This is a genomic window from Fibrobacter sp., assembly GCF_045601785.1.
Taxonomy (GTDB): Bacteria; Fibrobacterota; Fibrobacteria; order Fibrobacterales; family Fibrobacteraceae; genus Fibrobacter.
The window spans coordinates 1-19810 of sequence record NZ_JAZSAF010000021.1; the positions used below are offsets into that span (position 1 = coordinate 1).

Here is a 19810-nt window from a genome sequence, read left to right on the forward strand (position 1 = left end):
ATTAGAAGCTGAATACGGTTTCGAGACCGAAACGCAGCGCAGTATCGTCCTCGTTATCCTGCACGGGAATGTCCACCATGCCGAAGGCCATGATTTCGAGGTTTTCCACCGGCGTAATGTAGGCGCGGGCACCGACATCGAATGTAGCGGCGGAATCATCGTCATCATCCATGGTATTGGTGTGGTATTCTACAGGAATGCCGAGCTTGATGAATTCAGCAAGCTTGAAGGCGGGTTCGGCATACACAAAGAAGTATTCCGGAATTTCGCCGTTGTCAAGGTCGCTTGCATCTTCGGCGGCATCGCCCCTGTCAACAATGGCATAGAAGGCAGTCGTCTTGATATCGAACATACCCACTTCAAACGTCGGCTCAACCAAGAAGGCGTGAGCAGTAGAAGTCCAATCCTGATTTTCTACGACATCGCCATCGTCCATCAGATAGTCGGCATGGAAACCATACACAGCCCTGAAGCCAAAGCCACCGAGAGAGAGGCCCGCTTCTACACCGGCATGGAGTTCGTTATGCTGAGTGGTCTGGAAGCTCTTGTAGTCTACATACGGACGCAAGTGCTGACCGGCATAATCGAATTCGTAGGCAGCGTGCACATCGTAAACCTTGGCACCTTCTTCGTCAGCCCAGTCGTTATCGCCACGACCAAAGCCAACACCGAGAATGAAGCCAGCCAGGTCAATTTCAAGACCGCGGATATCATGTTCCTTCATACCGGCGGCGTTATCGGCAGGATCGTCGTAGTCATAGTAGGCAACGAATGCACCTTCCGAGAAGGTCAGGTCGCCCAGCTTAACCGCGAAGAAATCAGCCGGCTGGTACTGAACGTAGGCACCATTGTAAATGGCGGCCGGATCAGTCGTTTCGCCGTCGGCTTCGAGGCCAACGAATGCAGACCACTTTTCGTTGAACTTGACTTCAAAATTCAGGTCGAAGGTAGAAGCGTAGGAATGGTTCAGGTCATCTTCTGCCCAGACATTGCCTGTGTAAGCATCAAATTCCACTTCGCCATTGTACTTGACTTCCATCTGGGCTTCCGAAGTGCCTTCGTTCATGCTAGCCTTGAGCATGCCGAGAGCGTTACCGGCGGCGTCAGCGACTTCGCCCGGGTTAGTGTTTTCGGCAGGAGCGGATTCAGCGGATTTTTCTTCGGCAGGAGCGGCAGCGACAGGAGTTTCCTGAGCCGGAGCAGCGGCAGGGGCTTCCTGGGCAGGAGCCGGAGCGGCCTGAGTTTCAGCAGGGGCAGCAACGGGAGCTGCAGCAGGAGCTTCCGCAGCAGGCGCTGCAGCGGGGGCTTCGGCGGCAGGGGCGGCATCCTGAGCAAATGCAGACACAGCAAAGAAGGATGCGGCTGCAAGACCGAACAAAAGATTAGACGTCAAACGGTTTTTCATTTTTCTCTCCCTTGACGGATTTATTTTCTGTTTTTGTAACACTCCGTCAGGTTTTTTACAAATAGTGCTACAAAAACGCTTGGCTATCGCCTTCTGTATGCTATTGTTGCAAAATGCGTGCCAAGATGTTTCAGTTTAGCTCCAGAAATTAGACTAATCTAATTGAAGATTTTTAATGAAGGGCCGGCAGGTTTTGGGCCTACCAGCCCTGTTCTTGATTCCAAAGGTTAGTCTTCGAAACGCTTTTCTTTATTCGCCTTCATGCCGAAGAGCTTGAGGAAGATTCCCGTACCCACGAGCACCACGATGGCTGCGACAATCCACTTGGTATCGCCTCCAACGGGCACCTGGTAAAGGAGAACCGACACAGCCCAGGCAAGGAGCGTCTGCACGGTCGCCATGAGGACGGCGAGACCGAGGCCGATTTCACGGGCAACCACGCCCATGGCGGCAAGGCACGGCACGTAAAGCAAGATGAAGATGAGGAACGCGAACACCTGCCAATTAAAACCATCCACCGGGTTACCGTTCTTGTCCGGATTGTGGAAGTAAGAGCGGAGGTTGGCGTAGATGTCGGCGGTTTCAGAAAGGTCACCTTCTTCGAGAGCGCCCATTTCGTCTTCGGAGAGTTCGAGGCCTGCTGCAGCGAGCTTAGCAAACACGGCTTCGCGGGTCTTTTCGTCCTCTTCTTCTTCGCCGAAGGTTTCGATGGCTGCATATTCTTCGCAGGTCAGCACCTTGGCGTCGGTAATCTTGTCCAAAGTTTCTTTCTTGAGTTCGGCTGCTTCCTGGCCTTCCAATTCACCGGTGGTTCCCAGCGGGTCGGTGAGGGAGCCAAAGACTTCGGCGAGGTTAGCAGGAATCGAGCCGAGAGCTTCGAGCACGGCGCCCTTGATGTCGGGTGCGCCACCTTCTTCCTCTTCTTCGGCAGGGCATTCGTCGATGCCTACGATAAGCGGCTTTTCTTCGGCAGGAGCGGCCTTGGCAACGGCTTCTGCGGATTCAGCAGATGCTGCGGCACTATCGGCAACCACAGCGCTATCCGTTGCAGCGGAGTCAGCAACAGCGGCGACTGTCGAATCCGCCTTCACGCTATCTGTAGCAGCAGAGTCCGCAACTGCAACTTGTTCCGGTGCGGGTTCTTGAGCCTTTTCCTTTGCGACGGTCACTTCGGCAGGCTCAGTGACCTTATCGGTTGCGGAGCTTGTCGAACCATCTGCAGGAGCCTCGGCATTCTCCCCCACCATGGAATAGAGGGAGTTCATGGTACCGATAACAGCTTCCTTGGCCAAGAGGCCCGTAAACAGCGACACGGATGCAGGCCAGTTTTCACGCTCGACACCGAACGGTTCGAACACCGGCGTAATCGCCTTACCGATGACAGAAAGCAGGCTGTTTTCGGAGTCACCGTTACCGGCGGTGAACTCGTTTGACTTCACCACCTTGGATTCGTCAACAACGAAACCTTCGGGGAGAGCAACATTTTCAGCCTCGCCTTCTTCATTTTCCTTGACCATCTGGTAGCCGTCTTCGGCCTGGACAATTTCGGTCGCCGTGCCGTCAATATCGACATACATCTTCTCCACAATGCCGAAACTGTTGAGGAACCCGAGCACGGCAACGGCAAGCGTAATCACCTTACCGGCGCGCCAGATGTAGTCACGCAGGCGCTGCCAGCAGTGAATCATCAGGGACTTAAACTTGGGCAAATGATACGGCGGAAGTTCCATCACAAAGTTGCTGGCCTGGCCCTGGAAAAGCGACTTCTTCAGGAACAAACCGTAAGCGATGGCGAACAGCACACCGGCGAGGTAAAGCAGGAACACCACCGTGCCCGCCATCTTGCCGAAGAATGCCGCCGCAAACAGCGCGTACACCGGGAGGCGTGCGCCGCAGCTCATGAACGGCACCAGGAAAATGGTGAGGAAGCGTTCACGCTTGGATTCCAGCACGCGGGAGCCCATAATGCCCGGCACGCCGCAACCGAAGCCCACCATCATCGGCACGAAGGCACGACCCGGGAGTCCGAGGAACCGCATAAAACGGTCTGCAACGAAAGCCGCGCGGGCCATGTAACCCGAGTCTTCCAAGAACGAAAGGCACAGGAACATGAAGAAGATGACCGGGATGAAGGTCGAAACCGTCTGGATACCGGCACCGATACCGTCGGCGAGAACTGCCGTGACAAAGGAGGGGCAGCCGAGTACATCGCCCAGCACGTAGCCGAGGCCATCCACAAAAATCGCACCAAACAGCACGTCAAAGAAATCAATGAACGCAGAACCGATCGTCACCGCAATCCAGAACACCAGATACATGATGACCAGGAAAATCGGGAGTGCAGCCCAGCGGTTCAAAAGAACTGCGTCAAGCTTGTCCGAGAAAGTCTTCTTGGCGCGCGCAGAAACAATCGCCTTGCCCGCCACCTCGTGCGAAATGGAATAGCGGTTTTCAGCCATCGCAAATTCCGGCTCTTCGCCCAGAATCTTCACGACTTCGGCCTTGTCGAGCTTTACGCCCGCTTCGGCGAATTTGTCTGCATAGCTCTTCTGGTTGCCCAAGTACATGAGCGAAACCCAGCGAGCATCCGCATCCAAAAGCTTTGCGACCGGTGCCACCTTCGGTTCCAAAACCTTCACGGCCTCTTCGACCTTGTCGCCGTAAACCATCTGCTTCGGGAGCGGCATCGGGCTAGCAAGCACGTGGCCCATCTGGCTAATAAAGTTAGTGACGCTCTTTTCGCTCACGGCAGAAAGCGGAATGCACGGCACGCCGTAGAAATCAGAAAGTTCGTCGAGATCCAGCTGGATTCCGCGATTCTCGGCAATGTCCATCATGTTGACGGCAATCACCATCGGAATCTTCATGTCGGCAAGCTGGCTCGTAAGGAACAGGTTGCGTTCCAGGTTCGTCGCATCGACAATGTTAATAATCAGGCTCGCTTCGCGGCTGAGCAAGTAGTCAACAGCAGCGCGTTCGTCTTCGGCATTTGCGAACAAAGCGTAAGTACCCGGAAGGTCCACCAGGCGAATCTGGCGGTCGCCCAGTTCAAAGTAACCTTCCTTCTTTTCGACCGTCACGCCGGGCCAGTTACCCACATGCTGGCGTGCACCCGTAAGGGCGTTAAAGAGAGCCGTCTTACCGCAGTTCGGGTTACCGGCAATTGCAATCGTCAAAAGTTTTCTAGCAGCCATTATACCCTCCTCAGCTTGAGAACGTTGGCTTCTTCTTTACGGAGCGAGAGCCTGTAAGACAGTACGCTTACTTCAATCGGATCGCCGAGGGGGGCCACCTGCAAGACTTCCATTTGAACGCCACGCACAAGGCCCATCGAAAGCAACTTGGACTTGTAAGCAGAATCGCCCTCGTTATAACCGACGATCTCTACCTTGTCGCCGCGTTTCAAGTCCGAAAACTGCGGCTCAGTGTTCCATTTCTTTGTTTGCGACTTGCCGCCGCAACCACAATTACAGCTCATATTTTATCCTCGTATAAAAGGCCGGATACCGCATGAGCCGCGATTTCCAGCCTATTTTTTGTTTTTGACAGCCTTTGTTTTTTTAGGCGAGGGCGCAGCCTCCGCCGGTTTCATAAAATCTTCAATTTTTCCGAGAGTTTCTGCCGAAAGGATATGCTCCATGCAGCAGGCATCCTTGTCGGCAATGGCTTCGGACACGCCCAGCTTGATCAGGAATCCCTTCAGTAATATATGGCGGTTCAGAATCATGGCGGCAACGCGCTGACCTTCTTCGGTAAGCTCTACTCCGCTGTATGGTTCCTGTGTCACAAGCCCGAGCTTCTTGAGTTCAATCATCGCCTTCGCTACCGACGGCATCTTGACCGTAAGGGCTGCGGCAATGTCCTTGACGCGGGCGATTCCATTTGCAAGGCGCAGCATGTGCACCATTTCCAAGTAGTCTTCGAGACTCTGGCTTAGTTTTGTATGATCCATTCGAGGCCTCCGATTCGGATTATACGGGTTATTTTTTGTCTAATCGTCATTAGACGGGGCTAATATAGTTCTTTTCGGCTAATTAGGCAAGGCTAAAAATATTACCGAATTCGTATTTATTTAGATTAGACTAATTTTATAAGAAAAAATTTACATTATTTTCGCCATTTTACCCTTGTTTTTACAGTTAGTATTATCTAACTTTTAGTTAGACAAGTCTAATTCAGAATGTCGCCATAGCTTTCGGACTCAGACTTGTTCGGTTGAATCAAAAAATCAATTCCCTCTTTTGTGTCTCTTTGGGAATAAAGGTGCCCCCGCTCAAGTAGCTCTGAGCAGGGGCATTTTTGTTTACTATTCAAGTTGCCCTACATTTTTCACCAAAAAAAACGCAAAAGCAGAAGCTTCGCGACATCTTTTGTCGCAGTAATAAGATATATTAAGTTTTAGAGGTTTATTATGGCAGAAATTACCCGCGGCGAACGCACCGTCCAGCTTTTTGCGCTCCTGATTTCAAATCCGAGCAGAGCCTACACCATCAACGATTTGATGGCCGCATTGGAGATTCCTGAAAACGAGCGTCGCAATGTGCAACGAGATATGAATTTCCTTGCCTCCATTAATGGAGGCGCCTATATCCGCGTGAGCGGCGACCGACGAGCCTACCTTTATCAATCCGCAATTAAATCGGCGGACAATCTGCTTTTTCCGAATTTCGAAAATACCATGCTGCATTTCGTGTTTCTGCAGCGCATCGCAAACATGTACCCCGCCGCAAGCGAGACCGTCACGGATCTGCTTGAAAAAATCCAGAAAAGTCTGCCTTCGAACGAAAAAAAGGCCGTGGAACAGCTCGCTCAAGACCTGAATTCGCGAATTCTTTTTGCGGGAACCCCTCCCATGTTCGAGGAAGATTCCAGCGAAAAACTCAAGGTAATTCTGCGGGCGATTCACGAACGCCGCAAAATCCTCGTCACCTATATCAGCGAAACTGGTAACATCCCTCGCATACGAATTCCGCTGATGGTCATCTTGTACCAGGGCGAAATCTACATCGGTTGCGAGTCGCAGTCGCACCCCGGCGAAACCTACACACTCAAGTTCCGCCGAATCCAGAAGGTCGAACTCACCAAGGAAACCTTTCAGGACAACCCAAAGACACTTGAAATGTTGCGCAAACGTGTGCAGCTCGGTTCTGCCATTTTTGGGCCGCAAGACCCGAAAGCCGAAGATGTCGAAATCGTGTTCAGCAGCCATGCGCAGCATTACCTCGAAGAAAAGCCGTTCCAACGCTCCATGAAGGTGGAAAAACTCCGCGACGGCCGTCTGTTGGTCACGATGAAGGCCCTAAACGACGAGCTCCTTTTCCGCTGGGTACTTTCGTACGCCGACAGCGCCGAAGTCATCAAACCTGTCGCCCTCCGCAAAAAACTCCGCGACTTCTCGTATTTCCTCGACAGCACTTATAGAAGAAATCATTAGCAAAAAAAGTCATAGTATTCAGCTTGTCATGCCCGCCAATGTGCGGGCATTTCCTTTTTAGTGTTCAAACGCGACTATATTTGTCGCAGTAAATATCTATTTTGAAGATAAATCAAAATGGGAGCACAAATATGAAAAAAAAGAAAGATTACGTGGAGACGCTGGGACCTAACGGGACCCGTCACATATTTACGCCAAAAGAGTACAAAACCTTTATGAAGGGACTAGACGCTTATCCCGACCAACACAAGGCAGACTTATTAAAACGCATGCTTAATCCGGTATATCACAAGCCCGAAAAAGGCTAGCAACAAAGGAGGAATTATGAGCAACAAGAAAAGCCACAAAAAAGGGAGCAAGGTTTACAAAGGCAACTCCCTAATGGACCTGATGCATGATTTTTGGGAAGCCGGGAACGGGGAACGCCTTGTCGCGATTCCATCGATGAACGATAACGTCCCGGGACTTTTTGACGATTACACGCCATTCATTGAAGACGAAGATGATGACGACCCGGACGATCCCGATTCGCTAGAGATGAGCCGAATTCAGGAGGGCTCCAAAATCCGGATTTTGACGGATGTCCTCAACAAGCCAGATTGGCGCACGCTTTGGGACTTTTTGCAGTACCCCGAAATCGAGATCCGCCATATCCAAGACCTAGATATGCTTCTGTTCGTCCACCTTGGAGAAAAGCGCGCCTTCAGCATCACAAGCCTAACGCATTGCGACGGCTCATATTATGATTTCGAAGATAATTCCATTACAACGGAAACCAAGGATTACAAGCCATTTCAAAGATTATTCGATAATCTTTGGGAAGAGGCAGAACCGATTACGAGTAAAAAAATCGAGCACTTTAACAAGCTATGGAGCGACGATAGAAAAGATTCCGACAAGGAACTTCTGGAACGCACTTATTTCCTTTTCCCGGAGGGGAAAAAGGATGATTACGACATGCAGGAGGAACGGGACGAAAATGCAATATTCCGCAGCGCCTTCTGTGGCGAGATAGAGCTTAGCGATTCCGGCATTTACAACCTCGCCTACATCGTGGGCATAAAGATTCCTAGAGATGCGGAACAAATCATCATCTGCCACATAGACGCACAGTCAAAGCACATCAAATATGACCAGACCTTCCGGGTTTTCGGGAACAATCCCATCCGTGAAATAGACGAGACCCTTGAATACTATTACCCGGAGCGAGGCTTTTCCATTGTTCAGGGATGGAACGAAAATTGGTCTGTCGTGGATACTTACCCACGCCCCAAACGCTACTACAGCAAAAATATCTATATGGCGATGGAGGTATTCGATTTCCATTTTGACAACAATACCAAGAAAATCGAAAATGCACTATGCAAGAAATTTCAGACGGATGCTATGTTTGCCGATTCACTCAAGAAAACATGCTTCATAAAATGGAGCGAGGTCATGCAATGAGAAACAATTTATAACATCCCTATAAATAGGACTTTATTATGGGTATAGAAACTTTCGATTTAATTAAATCTTTCGGTGATGGTGAAAATCAGGTTGATTACGGATTCGTCTTTGCTGGCGACCGTCAAAAGGTTTTGCTGATAAAGGCGGGACAAGGCGGTTCCATTTATGGGTATCGCAACAAGTACCTGAAACTTGCCTGCGAAATGCGCGAGCTGTGCGGGTTCTCGGTGGTTTGCGCGTCCACTCCATCATCTGACATCAGCCAGATGGCGCAATTCGCCGAAGTGGTAAAATCGGAATTTGAAATCGGTGGCCATACCCAAATCTACTTTATGGGAATGTCAATGGGCGCCTCCATCGGGTGCATTGGTCGATCTCTATTTCCGGAAATCAGCCGATTCCTGTTAGTGAATCCCCCGCTCATGATAAACACAATTCGGATATGCCGCAGCGCCAAGGCATTTGACGGAGACATGATGACATTCGTTTTCGGGAGTCTCGATCCTTCAGCACATTTAGCAGGGCTTCTTAAGCTCCACGAACGTGAAAACATGCACGTTGTGGTTGTGCCAGGGCAAGACCATCATTTTTCAAGAAATGAATTTCGACTAATAGAGTTGATGAAGCTGCTAAATTCTGAAGATAAATTAAAATAAGGAGTGCGAATATGAACATTATCATGACACCGACACAAAAATACAACGACTTGAAATCGCTAGTAAAGCGTTCGTATGCAGACGAAAAAGAACGGAACGAGATGTGGGAATATATCGCAGGCTACATTCTTGCGGATGACAAAAAGCAAATTCAAGAGGACCGTCTAGAGCAATTTACGACATTCCTCTGCCACACGGGTCGCCTAGCTCACATTGACATCGTTCTCGACGCGACCGACTTCAACAAATACTCTGCCGAAAGGGATAAGGCTTTTGTCAATGCCATTGAGAAAGTGTGGCCGAGTCCATGGGTTTCCATCTGCTATGGAGAATCGATCGGAACTGACCACGAACTGAACCGATTCTTCTATATGAAAAAGGAGAGGTGATGAAACTGTTTGTATCTGGATCAAAATCAATTTCGGTATTGCCTGATGAGGTCAAAGCTATACTTGATGAACATATTGCTTTGGGTACAGAATTTCTTGTGGGAGATTGCTACGGCGTTGATGCTGCGGTGCAAGGTTATTTGGAATTAAAAGAGTACAGCAACGTGACCATTTACTATAGTGGCGAATTTCCAAGGAACAACTTCGCCACGGGAGTAAAGGTCCATTCTTGTGCCGAATCCGCCAAAGGGCTTACAGGGAGCGAGTTCCAGTATGTGAAAGACATCCAAATGGCGCAAGACTGCGATACGGCTCTCATGATTTGGGATGGGAAAAGCAAAGGCACCGCTGAAAACATTCGCCGCGTAAAGGAAATGGGGAAACCGTACAGAATTATAAACGAGGATTGACTAATAATTTTGTTCACGACATTATTTATCGTAAAAAAAAATATAATTTTACGGTATATCAAAAATGAGGTTCAACTATGCCAAACACATCAGACATTAAAATAAAAATCAGGGAAATTGATAAAAATAACAACGAGGTAAAATTTTCTTGGGAAGATTCCTTGGGAAAACGACATGGGAAAAATTTGAAACTCGGAGTCTCTCTTTCCGAGATTCATTCCGATTTCGGAAATCTAAATGTAGTGGGTATTGAAACAAAAACGATTTTACTCTCAAACGGTCATCGTTTAAGCGAGGGCGACTATATCACTCCAAAAATTTGCCGCTGAAGCAACGCAATAATTTCAAGGTTGACATAGGTTATCGCGTATTGTGTGTAGCCCACTCCGCTTCAAGCGGGGTTCTTTGCAATCAGTTGTCTAGAAATTTTGTCAGATCGACTGAAAATCTTCAAAGCCCCCCCCCAATGGATCTAGCGACAAAAAGAAATGACAACCAGCGATGCATTTAACAGCACTGACTGCACCATAGATAATCGCTTTTGAAATCAAAGCACAACCCAAGGGATATGTGTGATATTAGGGTGTATTCAAGAAATTATTTTAAATTTATAGTGGACACTAGTAATTATTCAGAAAAAATCAAAATGCGTTTAATCCGTCAGCCACAAAACTCAACTTTATGTGGCATTGCTTGTGTTGCAATGATTGCAGAAAAATCACTTACTGTTGTAATCCAAAAAGCAATAGATTTATTTAAATGGGATCCCAAAACAGTGAAGACAAATTCCAGAACCAGCAGAAATGATATTCTCAGATTACTTGCAAAATATGGGTTTACCCAAAGGAATACTTTTAAAAATTTTTCCACGTGGGATAATATTGAGGGACTGAATTTAGTAGCGGTCCGATACAGTCCCAAAACAGGAAATTGGCATTGGATCGTAGCAAAACGAAATAGAACAATTTTGAAAATATACGACCCTCAAAAAGAATCACCAATAGAATATCGAGAAAAAGAAAAGCCCGATGGCAGAACCTATCGGGGAAAATGGTTTCTAAAAATTAATTAAAGTCACTGTTTTTAAATGGAATAGAATGCATATAATTTGTCTTCTATTCTTCTCCCACAAATTTAGCCTTACAAAAAGCATCCAGTAATTGTTTGTCACTTACATCCGTCACATCATTTCCTAAGACGGAATTTACTGCTGAACAAATTTTTTTCATTTGCTTATTTTTGGTTGATAAATAGTATTTTATAGAATCGCATAACGATTTTTCAAAATCCTCTGCTGAAGCAGGATCATCACTCCATACATCTGGTACCTTGGTTTCACCCACACCTTTGCATAAACGTGTACGGAAATCCTCATACTTTTTTTCTTCGGGGTTAATTCGTGTTAACACGGATTCTAACCAATCTTTGCCAAGACTTAAAACATCGTCATTTTCATGCAGTCGCCATGTTTCATCGTATTTTCCAGAATGTTCTATAAAAGTTTTCCAATCAGATTTAATAATGTTTAATTTTTCAACAAAAACATTCAATATTTCATTTTTGTGTTTACGAACTTCATAGAACAAATCCCTCATTTTCCTCAACTTGTCTGTCATTACTTTTTTTATGTCTTTTTCAACACAAGGTCTATATCCCAAAGGTACCCAAAAACCAAAACACGTTTCTATGGCATATGATTTCCATTTTTTTCTTAATGAATTATCTTCAAAAAAAGGCAACTTTATTTTCAAGCTTTCAAGTAAATATTCTAGAGTTATTGCGTTCGATGTTTTTATAGCCAAAGGAAAAGCATCATCATTTTCTCTTTTTTTGTTACGATATTTTAAATAGCTGTCAGGAAGGTTAAGCGAAAATCTGAACGAATTCTGTTCTTTAAGCTCATAATAAAGAGATCCTTTAAGAAGCTGCGAACGAACAGAAGGTGCTTCACTTTGTTTCTTTTTTATCGGAATCTTCTCAATTTTTAAAGAGGATATATATTTCTCAAGATTATTTTTTAGAGCCACTTCATTTCGGCGTTTTTCTTTTTCATCTTTACTTTTCCAACAGAATGATAAAGCTATCTCTTCATTCTGTTCAAATGCTCTATTTGTAAAATTAATTGAGCCAAGAGTAATTTTCTTTTCAGAAGCAGATTCACTTATAATAACCTTAGAATGAAATAAAGCCGAGCAATTCACCAAATATATTCCGCTTTTTTCATTAAATTGTTTATTGATTTTTTTCGCCAAATCATCTAGTTTCTTTTTTACATCATCTGACGAGTAATACCTACTCGCAGAAGCATCTAGATAAACCGCAAAACGACCATAAATACGTTTATCCAAATTTCTTATAAATCGTCTTTTGGCTTTTTTTATAAAATCAATATCCGTAAAAGCAGAAACAATAACTAAGTCCTGCAATTTTCCCTCTGCAAAAATAGAGTCAAAACTTAATTGTTGCGTTCCACACCTTTTAGTTCCATTTTTGATGCAACGCTGAGTAGAAAGTAAAGCCATTTTTTATCCTTTTTGATTTTTATTTCTCTAAATCTATACTCATTTTCCTTCAAAAATTCAACAAAATTACTCCAACTTGGAATAGTTTGTTTGCCAGTCCACTTATCTCTTACATGCTTTACGTTAGGCCTCCAGCCACTTAACAATCTGTTGCCTTAGCAGAATCGCGTTAGGGACAGTTACCCGAAGGGACGAGACTTGCGTTAGCAAGGCTCGGTGAGTGCGCCGTTAGCGGCGTGCGAGTATGGCCCGACCCGGCTAGATCCTTCGACTCCGTTGCACTCCGCTCAGGATGACACATCGATTTGGCCGGGGAACGCCCAAAGGGATTATCTAACTACGGCTCCAATTTATTGTAATTCGGAATGGGTAAATCGTAGGGCAGAATGCGGCTATCATCGTCGCCTTGAACTTCGTTGTTGAACGCTCCGATGACGCTCATCCAGTTGTTCGTGCACCTGTCGCTAAACATGCTCTTGCATTTTGTTTTCAAGAACTTCATAAGCATCTTTTTCTCGTTGTCGTCCAGGAACCAGACGGATTTGTTATACGAGGTGCCCAGTTCATATTTGGATTCCAGAAAGGAGATGCGCGCGCACTTGGTCGCGAGCCCGCGTTTCCAATGGTTGTACAGCGTGAAATAAGGCTTTTTGCCGGGGCCGATGTCGATGACGGCGCGAAGGTCTATGTTCAGGCTCTTGCTCCACGCTCCGTTGCAAGACATCATGTTGAATTCCGAAAGTTGCAATTTGCCATCGGGCGAATAGACATTGATTTGCCGTTCAGATTCATATTCCAAATCGTCATTGACGGGCAGAAACATGATGGAAAAACTATAGACCGGGCAATAGAAATCTCCGCCCTTGACGTAATCCCGCAGAACTTTTTTGGCGGTGCGTAGCGACGTGAAAATTCCCAGGTCGTGATCAACGGTGTCGTAGCCCAGCCCATTCGGCAGTATCGTTGCCGCCAACTGATAAATGTATCGTCTTCTCATAGTACCTCACTTTTGTTTAAAAACTCAATGTGTATCGCACTTCGAATTGTTCCGGTTTCATACGGACAATGTCGTGGAAGGTGTAGAGGCTTGATTCGCTGTCGTAGAGGAGCGAGTCGAGTTCCCAGGTGACGCCGTCTTTGACGAACTTATCGATGAGCAGCATTTGTTTCCAAGCGGGAACGAGGTAGACCTTGTGGCGTTCGGGGTTGTGTTCGTTCGTGCTTGAGCAGATGTTGATGGAGCCCCAGTTCGCGTACCAGAAGAGCAAATCGCTGATGTATTCGTGTTCGCCAGGAATGTCCCAGTCGTTTGCGGGGCAAATTTCGGCTTCGAGTTCGTATTCCCTGTACCACTTGTGATTTTGCGCGGAGAGAGCAACGATGTCCTTCTTGGTCGCTTCGAAGGTGCGGGCGATGCTCCGATGCAGTTCCCTGAAACGCTGGTCGAGCGCGATGAGTTTTTTCATATTTGCGTAGGTCCAGCGGAATTCCTTGTTCAGCTTTTTGTAGCGGTCATTCAAAAATTCGGTGTGGATTCTGGTTTCGAAAAGTTCCTGTTCGAGCCTACTTTTGGGCATTTCCTTTTTCCATTTCTCGACACAGCCGCGCTTGCGACCGTTATCGAAGTCGCGGTAGAAATTCCGGAGAATGTCCCACCGCGGTGTGCGTGAAAGAATCCTAGTCATTGCGGCTCCCTATTTTTGCAAAAAGTGTTAGATTTAGCGAAATTCGTTATTCACTAAAAATACATAATGACTGCGACAAATAGTGACGTAAACGACATATCCTAGAAAAAAGTGGCATTACACCACCTTTTAACGAGATTTTATAGCTTTTGAGGCAATACGGCTCAACATTTTTTACACCGCATAAAGCGGAACATTAGTCAAAGACGCATGCTTCTCCACAAATAGCAAGCGATAAAATCAATCCATTTTTCGAATGAGTTTCCCCGCATAGTAAAGCGGTAGATTCACTAGCGTGTATGGCTTGCGGCCCTTGGGCATTTCATTTTTCTCGATGGACTTCGGGCCGCTATAAAGTCGAAACGCATAATCGATTCCGCTTTCATTGATAAACGAATGGAGCGACCGGGAAAAGCCATAAAGCCCCTTTTTGCGTTAAAATCAGCATTTTTGCATAAAGTCAGGGCAAAACCCTTTTACAAGCATACTTTATCTTTATTTAATACATTTTTCCGCACATAAAATCAAGCTACCAATACACTTTTCCGCACATATTTTGACCGTTAGTCAACATTTTTCCGCACATAAAATCAATCAATTTCGACATTTTTCCGCACTTTAAATAGTGAACAAATGTATAGAATTTCATCAAAAACTAAGCAAAAAGGTAGTCCATAGACTACCTTTTTAGCGCTTTTTTGGTAATTTGGGCGATTTTGAGCGTTGTGGCCCTACGCCTGTTTCAACGGGGTCATGCTCTTGGCGCAAATCGCCATGGTCGAGAGGTTGTGCAGCAGGGCCGAGGTCGAGGGGGCAAGTATTCCGAAGAATCCTGCGGCCAGGAGCGACGTGTTGAAGGCGACGATAAAGCGGTAGTTCGCCTGGATGCGTTCCATGAGCTGCGTACTCAATGCGCGGAGTTCGGCGAGGTCGCGCAGGTCTTCGCTGCGGAGCGTCACATCGGCGGTTTCGCGGGCAATGTCGCTGGCATCGCTCATGGCAACCGACACATTGGCCGCGGCAAGGGCAGGGGCATCGTTGATTCCGTCGCCCACCATAATCACGCGGCGGCCTTCGGCCTTCATCTTTTCCACATAGCGGTGCTTGTCTTCGGGCAGCACCTGCGCAAAGAATGTGTCGATGCCCAAAAGTTGCGCCGTGCGTTCAGCGGCCTTTTGGCTGTCGCCGGTAATCATTGCCACATGCTTGATTCCGCGTTCGCGCAGCATGCGAATGGCTTCTGCAGCTTCGTCCCGCGGAGGATCGCTAATGCAAAGCACGCCCGCAAGGTTCCCGCCAATGGCAAGGTAAATCACGGATGCGGCTCCGGCGAGTTCGTCGATTTTTTTCTGTTCCGCCTCGCCTACCGCAATCATCTCGTCTTCGACAACGAAATGCTTGCTGCCGATAACGGCGCGTTCACCGTCGAGAGTCGTCGCGATTCCATGCGCCACAATGTACTTGACATCGGCGTGTTCCTCTTCGTGGTCGATTCCCCGTTCGGCGGCGCCACGCACAATGGCGCGCGCCATGCTGTGCGGGAAGTGCTCTTCGATGCAGGCCGCGATGCGGAGGATTTCTTCTTCGCTGCGGTTTCCGAACGGAATCACGCGTTCGAGTTTCGGTTCCGCCTTGGTGAGCGTTCCTGTCTTGTCGAAAACGATGGTGTCTGCAAGCGCGAATTCTTCCAGGTACTTGCCGCCCTTCACGGTCATGTTGCGGTCAGCCGCTTCGCGCAGCGCCGAAATCACCGAAATCGGGGTGGAAAGCTTGATGGCGCAAGAATAATCCACCATCAGAATCGAGACGGCCTTGGTGATGTTGCGCGTAAACAGGAGCGTGAGCCCGAATCCGATAAAGCTGAACGGCACGATACCATCGGCAAGGCGTTCGGCGCGGCTCTGGATAGAGGCCTTCAGGTCTTCGGAGCGGTCGATGAGTTCAATGATTTTTTGAATCTTGGTGTTGCCACTCACGGCCCGCACCGACACCACAATGGAGCCTTCATCCACGACGGTGCCTGCAAAAACGGACTTCCCGACCGTCTTATGCACCGCCTGCGATTCGCCCATCATGGTCGCTTCGTTCACGAACGCATCGCCTTCGGCAACGGTTCCGTCCACCGGAATCATGCTGCCGGAACGCACACGCACGAGGTCGCCCACTTGAACATCCTGCATACGCACCTGGACATCGACGCCGTCCCTGACAACCCACACGCGGTCTACCTTCACGGCAAGGCTTGCGGTAAGGGCGGTTCGCGTACGCGCCTTGGTGTAATCTTCCAAAAGGCTGCTCACGTTCAGCAGGAACATGATGGTCCCTGCCGATTCGTAATTGCGCTGCAAGATGCTCGCCCCGATGGCAGCACCGTCCAGCACTTCGACGGAGAGTTTTCCTTCGCCAAGGCAGTTCAAGCCCTTCGCCACAAACTTGAGGCCCCTGTAAATCAGGTGTGCCGTGCGAATGGGGGCCGGAATCAGCAACTTGGCCAGGTAACGCCGCGCAATCATGAACGCGAGTCGGTTCTTGAATTGCGTATCGAGTTCCTGCAGTTGATATTCAGTATCGGGCTCGCTCTCAGGGAGACTTGCGATGTCCAGATTCCGAATGAAATCAATCACCTGTTCACGATAGCCGCCTTCGTATTCCAGCAGAATGCCGCCGTTTTCCGAATGGACTACCGCTTTCTGGACATAAGGTTCACTCACGCATGCCTTGTGGATGCGCGGTTCATGCATTTTTTCGAACGCGTAGGCCCCCGCCCGAAAGCGGATTCGCCCCGGCTGATCATAGGTAATTCTGAAGTTCATAATAAAACAGGAATTTTAGGTTTGAGGTATGAGGTATGGGGTATGAGCTCGGGCTTACGCCCCTTGAGTCTTGCAATTGCAACTCCGTTGCCTTGATTTGCTCAAAGCCCTGCTATTGCAGGGCGAACTCAATGCTCAAAGGGAGCCAAAGGCGACCGACCTCATAGCAATGCTTACTTACCTGCTTCTTTCTTCGCGTCGTTGCAGATGTCGGCGGCTTCGTCCTTCATATCCTGGAAGGCGGCCTTGGCGTCGGCAGTAATCTTCATGCCTTCGGCAAGTCCCTTGACGGCATATTCGCGGGTCTTCGGAGCCTTGAGAATCTTCTTGATGATAGCCGGGCCAACGACACCAGCCACCACACACCAGAATTTTTCATTTTTCCATACGGACATAGCTTACTCCTTTTGTTGATTTGTCATTCACCGCTATTCATGTCATGCCCGCGCAGGCGGGCATCTCCATTTCAAGTGGCATTGTTCCTTGCACAATAATCTACCTAATTATTTATTAAAAAGCCACTTACATACAAACTAACAAACAGACTTCAAACCCAGGTCCCATAAGCTTTCCGAGCGACTAACATTGTTGCAAATTTGAAATTTAGTTGACAACTTGAAACTTAGTTAGCAGCAACACAACTTAGTTAGAATCAACTACCTGAAACTGTACCTAATCTTAGTCGCAAAAGTGCGTCCCGGTTTAGATTCTCCATACTTGTCGTAAACGGTTTCGTCCAAGAAGTTGTCAACCTCGAAACTCCAGGCGAGTTTGTTATCCCACACGGAATATTCCACGCCCAAATCCTGCGAGAACGAGGCGTCTATTTTCCGGCTCTGGCGGGAACTGATTTTCCAACCATAATAATATTCATCGGTGTAGTTAGCAGCCCACCAGAACTTGACAAAATCGTTCTTATTGAATATATCGCCCATGTGGAATTCCGCCGTATAATTCATAAAGAACCGTGGAATGTTCGGGATAATGGCATCTTCGGGAATCCCTTGCTTGGCATTGTAATCTATGTTGCGCAAATCCTGGAAAGTCCAGTTCGTGCCAAGCAGCACCCATTCATTCACATCAAGTTTCACATCGCCCTCGTAGCCCCAGCCGCGAATCGGATTCATATTAAAGTACGGCACCGACATCTGAGAAGCGCTCATATAGTGAATGCGGTTCTTGTAATAAGAATAGAAAACGTCGCCATCAAACCGGAATCGCGCCACCAGCGGAATTTCTTGCAAGTCTAAAGAAAGTCCAATGTTAAAATTGTCCGCTTCTTCGGGCTTGAGGTTTGTCGCAGCACTCACGCGGATTCCATCGCCAAAGAGTTCATCGGGCGTGGGCAGGCGCACTGCATGCTGGTAAGAGCCCTTGAGCGCAAGCGGTTTCACAATCCGGAACATCAAGCTTTCATCGTAACTAAAGTCCGTATAATCATTCTTTTCCAACACCGCCTGCTGTATCATGCTGGTGGAAGTATTAGAAATTTCAGCCTTCATGTAATGGAACTTGAAGCCCAACAGGTTCTGGAGTCTCGAATCAAAGAAATTGTCTTCAAGCGAAAGCCCCGTCGTCACCGAAATCGTCTTTCCCGGATACCCCGCTGTATTGAATCCGACCATTTCGGAACCCAAGTCATCTTCAGGATTTTCCTTGTGATACCGGAAAAGCGTATTCCAGTAAACAAACTGATTTTTAATAAACTGATAATCCAGATTCAGCAAATTATTGAAGTCGTACGCCTGCACAGTGCGGAATTTCGGAAGTCCCATCGAAGAAAGTTCGCCCACATTCTTTTTGGCGGTATCGCAACTATACCAGTTGCGGCAATGGACACGACTCGTGTCAATAATTTTATTTTCATTGTAACCAAACGAAAAATGATTGCCGAAATTCAGGTCTTTTACAAACAAATTCTTCTTATCGAGTCCGAATGTTGCGCCAAAATTATATCCTTCGGCAGTGCTTTCAACAATGCGGCTCGCATCACCCTGAATTTCCTTATCGAATGCACCGTAGCTTGCTCCTAGCGAAATCTGGTCAAACCAGGCATTCATCAAGTTCGCAAAGGTTTGCACATTGTAAGAGGTGTAATGGTCGTGATCCCGAACGACGCTCGTATCTTTACCAGTCGAACTTTTCATGTAAGGCGAAGTAAACTTGTAATCGTTATCGGAATGATTAAAGTAGCCCGAAACACCCACTTCTAGGCCAACATCACCCGCAATGCTATCGATTAAATGGCTCGCACTTACCGATGCCTTGTGCGTATTGAAACTTGAAAGGCTGTAGGACGCATCCACCGAATTGGCGGGACGCTTCTTGGTAATGATATTGATGGCACCGCCCGCACCGTCCGTAGCAAAACGTGCCGGAACATAGCCCTTGTAAACTTCAATGTCTGCAATCTGGTCGATAGGGATATCGTCAAGACCCAAGTTGCCTTGCGTCTCTAGGGGGACACCATTTACCAGCACCTTGATGTTCTTGCCTTCCATGCCGCGAATGTTGATTTTACCTTCGCTGCCCATGCCACCGGACTTGCGCACCTTAACGCCCGAGGCTGAATTGACCGCCTTCGAAATGGTCTTGCTTGTATTCTGCATCTCGGCTGCGTCAATCGTCGCAACCGATTCCGCCTTTTTGGCCTGCTTCGCCTGTTCCGCTTCTATTTCAGATTCCACCGAGAGTTCGTCCAGCTGCGTGACACTTGATGCATTTGCAGCAGAAGCCTCTGACCGCGCCATATCATTTGCGTCATCAGTTGCCGCATTACTTTCCGGAGCTGATTCTTCAAGAAAATCGTCTATCGAGGTAATTTCATCATCTTGGGCACGGGCCGAAACCGCACCAACCGTAGCAAATATAAGGGCAAGCGTGGCCGCCTTGTAAATAAACATCTTTTTCATCGCAGCGCAATTGAGCAATTTTGGGGTCAAAAATCTACTCCAAACGGTTTGCCGAAAACCCAAATAGCTTTTTGAATTTTGAATTTGCGAATCAAAAAAATCCGCCCTTGCTTGAGCAAGAACGGAAGTTTGTGT

General features: G+C 47.7%; 18 protein-coding genes. 8 read left to right on the forward strand and 10 right to left on the reverse strand.

The window, feature by feature from the left end:
• Position 1 precedes the first annotated feature (1 nt).
• The 4 genes from ACKI61_RS03345 to ACKI61_RS03360 all read right to left on the reverse strand — a co-directional run bounded on the left by ACKI61_RS03345 (position 2) and on the right by ACKI61_RS03360 (position 5357).
• Positions 2 to 1405, reverse strand: a complete 1404-nt coding sequence (locus tag ACKI61_RS03345) for a hypothetical protein (RefSeq protein ID WP_407456381.1) — start codon at positions 1403 to 1405, stop codon at positions 2 to 4.
• Positions 1406 to 1632: 227 nt separating this feature from the next.
• A complete protein-coding gene (gene feoB / locus ACKI61_RS03350; RefSeq protein WP_407456382.1) occupies positions 1633 to 4599 on the reverse strand; it encodes a ferrous iron transport protein B in 2967 nt (988 codons plus the stop codon).
• Positions 4599 to 4883: a ferrous iron transport protein A gene (locus ACKI61_RS03355; protein ID WP_407456383.1), complete on the reverse strand. Its 285-nt coding sequence runs from the start codon at positions 4881 to 4883 to the stop codon at positions 4599 to 4601. Before ACKI61_RS03355 ends, feoB begins: the two co-directional genes overlap by 1 nt.
• Before the next feature lie 51 nt (positions 4884 to 4934).
• Positions 4935 to 5357: an iron dependent repressor, metal binding and dimerization domain protein gene (locus tag ACKI61_RS03360; protein WP_173348122.1), complete on the reverse strand. Its 423-nt coding sequence runs from the start codon at positions 5355 to 5357 to the stop codon at positions 4935 to 4937.
• A 459-nt stretch (positions 5358 to 5816) separates the two neighbouring features.
• On the opposite strand from ACKI61_RS03360, the gene ACKI61_RS03365 reads away from it, so the two are divergent.
• The 8 genes from ACKI61_RS03365 (at position 5817) to ACKI61_RS03400 (ending at position 10815) form a co-directional block, all read left to right on the forward strand.
• On the forward strand, positions 5817 to 6839 hold the full coding sequence (locus tag ACKI61_RS03365; RefSeq protein ID WP_407456384.1) for a helix-turn-helix transcriptional regulator: 1023 nt from the start codon (positions 5817 to 5819) through the stop codon (positions 6837 to 6839).
• A 131-nt stretch (positions 6840 to 6970) separates the two neighbouring features.
• Positions 6971 to 7147, forward strand: a complete 177-nt coding sequence (locus ACKI61_RS03370) for a hypothetical protein (protein ID WP_407456385.1) — start codon at positions 6971 to 6973, stop codon at positions 7145 to 7147.
• A gap of 16 nt (positions 7148 to 7163) precedes the next feature.
• Positions 7164 to 8285: a hypothetical protein gene (locus tag ACKI61_RS03375; RefSeq protein ID WP_407456386.1), complete on the forward strand. Its 1122-nt coding sequence runs from the start codon at positions 7164 to 7166 to the stop codon at positions 8283 to 8285.
• Between the two features lie 38 nt (positions 8286 to 8323).
• A complete protein-coding gene (locus tag ACKI61_RS03380; protein WP_407456387.1) occupies positions 8324 to 8944 on the forward strand; it encodes a hypothetical protein in 621 nt (206 codons plus the stop codon).
• Between the two features lie 11 nt (positions 8945 to 8955).
• A complete protein-coding gene (locus ACKI61_RS03385; protein WP_407456388.1) occupies positions 8956 to 9333 on the forward strand; it encodes a hypothetical protein in 378 nt (125 codons plus the stop codon).
• Complete coding sequence (locus tag ACKI61_RS03390; RefSeq protein ID WP_407456389.1) at positions 9333 to 9743, forward strand: hypothetical protein; 411 nt, start codon at positions 9333 to 9335, stop codon at positions 9741 to 9743. The genes ACKI61_RS03385 and ACKI61_RS03390 overlap by 1 nt, the downstream gene beginning before the upstream one ends.
• Positions 9744 to 9820: 77 nt before the next feature.
• Complete coding sequence (locus ACKI61_RS03395) at positions 9821 to 10072, forward strand: hypothetical protein (RefSeq protein ID WP_407456390.1); 252 nt, start codon at positions 9821 to 9823, stop codon at positions 10070 to 10072.
• A gap of 239 nt (positions 10073 to 10311) precedes the next feature.
• Positions 10312 to 10815 carry a cysteine peptidase family C39 domain-containing protein gene (locus ACKI61_RS03400; protein ID WP_407456391.1) on the forward strand — a complete coding sequence of 168 codons (504 nt, stop codon included), beginning with the start codon at positions 10312 to 10314 and terminating at the stop codon, positions 10813 to 10815.
• A 43-nt stretch (positions 10816 to 10858) separates the two neighbouring features.
• On the opposite strand, the gene ACKI61_RS03405 is transcribed toward ACKI61_RS03400, so the two are convergent.
• From ACKI61_RS03405 to ACKI61_RS03430, 6 genes are all read right to left on the reverse strand, one after another.
• Complete coding sequence (locus ACKI61_RS03405) at positions 10859 to 12265, reverse strand: phospholipase D family protein (protein ID WP_407456392.1); 1407 nt, start codon at positions 12263 to 12265, stop codon at positions 10859 to 10861.
• Positions 12266 to 12602: 337 nt separating this feature from the next.
• A complete protein-coding gene (locus ACKI61_RS03410) occupies positions 12603 to 13262 on the reverse strand; it encodes a hypothetical protein (protein ID WP_407456393.1) in 660 nt (219 codons plus the stop codon).
• 16 nt (positions 13263 to 13278) lie between these two features.
• A complete protein-coding gene (locus tag ACKI61_RS03415; protein WP_407456394.1) occupies positions 13279 to 13950 on the reverse strand; it encodes a hypothetical protein in 672 nt (223 codons plus the stop codon).
• 731 nt (positions 13951 to 14681) lie between these two features.
• Complete coding sequence (locus ACKI61_RS03420; protein WP_407456395.1) at positions 14682 to 16763, reverse strand: heavy metal translocating P-type ATPase; 2082 nt, start codon at positions 16761 to 16763, stop codon at positions 14682 to 14684.
• Positions 16764 to 16936: 173 nt separating this feature from the next.
• Positions 16937 to 17158, reverse strand: coding sequence for a DUF1490 domain-containing protein (locus ACKI61_RS03425; RefSeq protein ID WP_407456396.1), 222 nt, complete (start codon positions 17156 to 17158; stop codon positions 16937 to 16939).
• A 261-nt stretch (positions 17159 to 17419) separates the two neighbouring features.
• Positions 17420 to 19675: a TonB-dependent receptor gene (locus ACKI61_RS03430; RefSeq protein WP_407456397.1), complete on the reverse strand. Its 2256-nt coding sequence runs from the start codon at positions 19673 to 19675 to the stop codon at positions 17420 to 17422.
• Between the last annotated feature and the right edge of the window lie 135 nt (positions 19676 to 19810).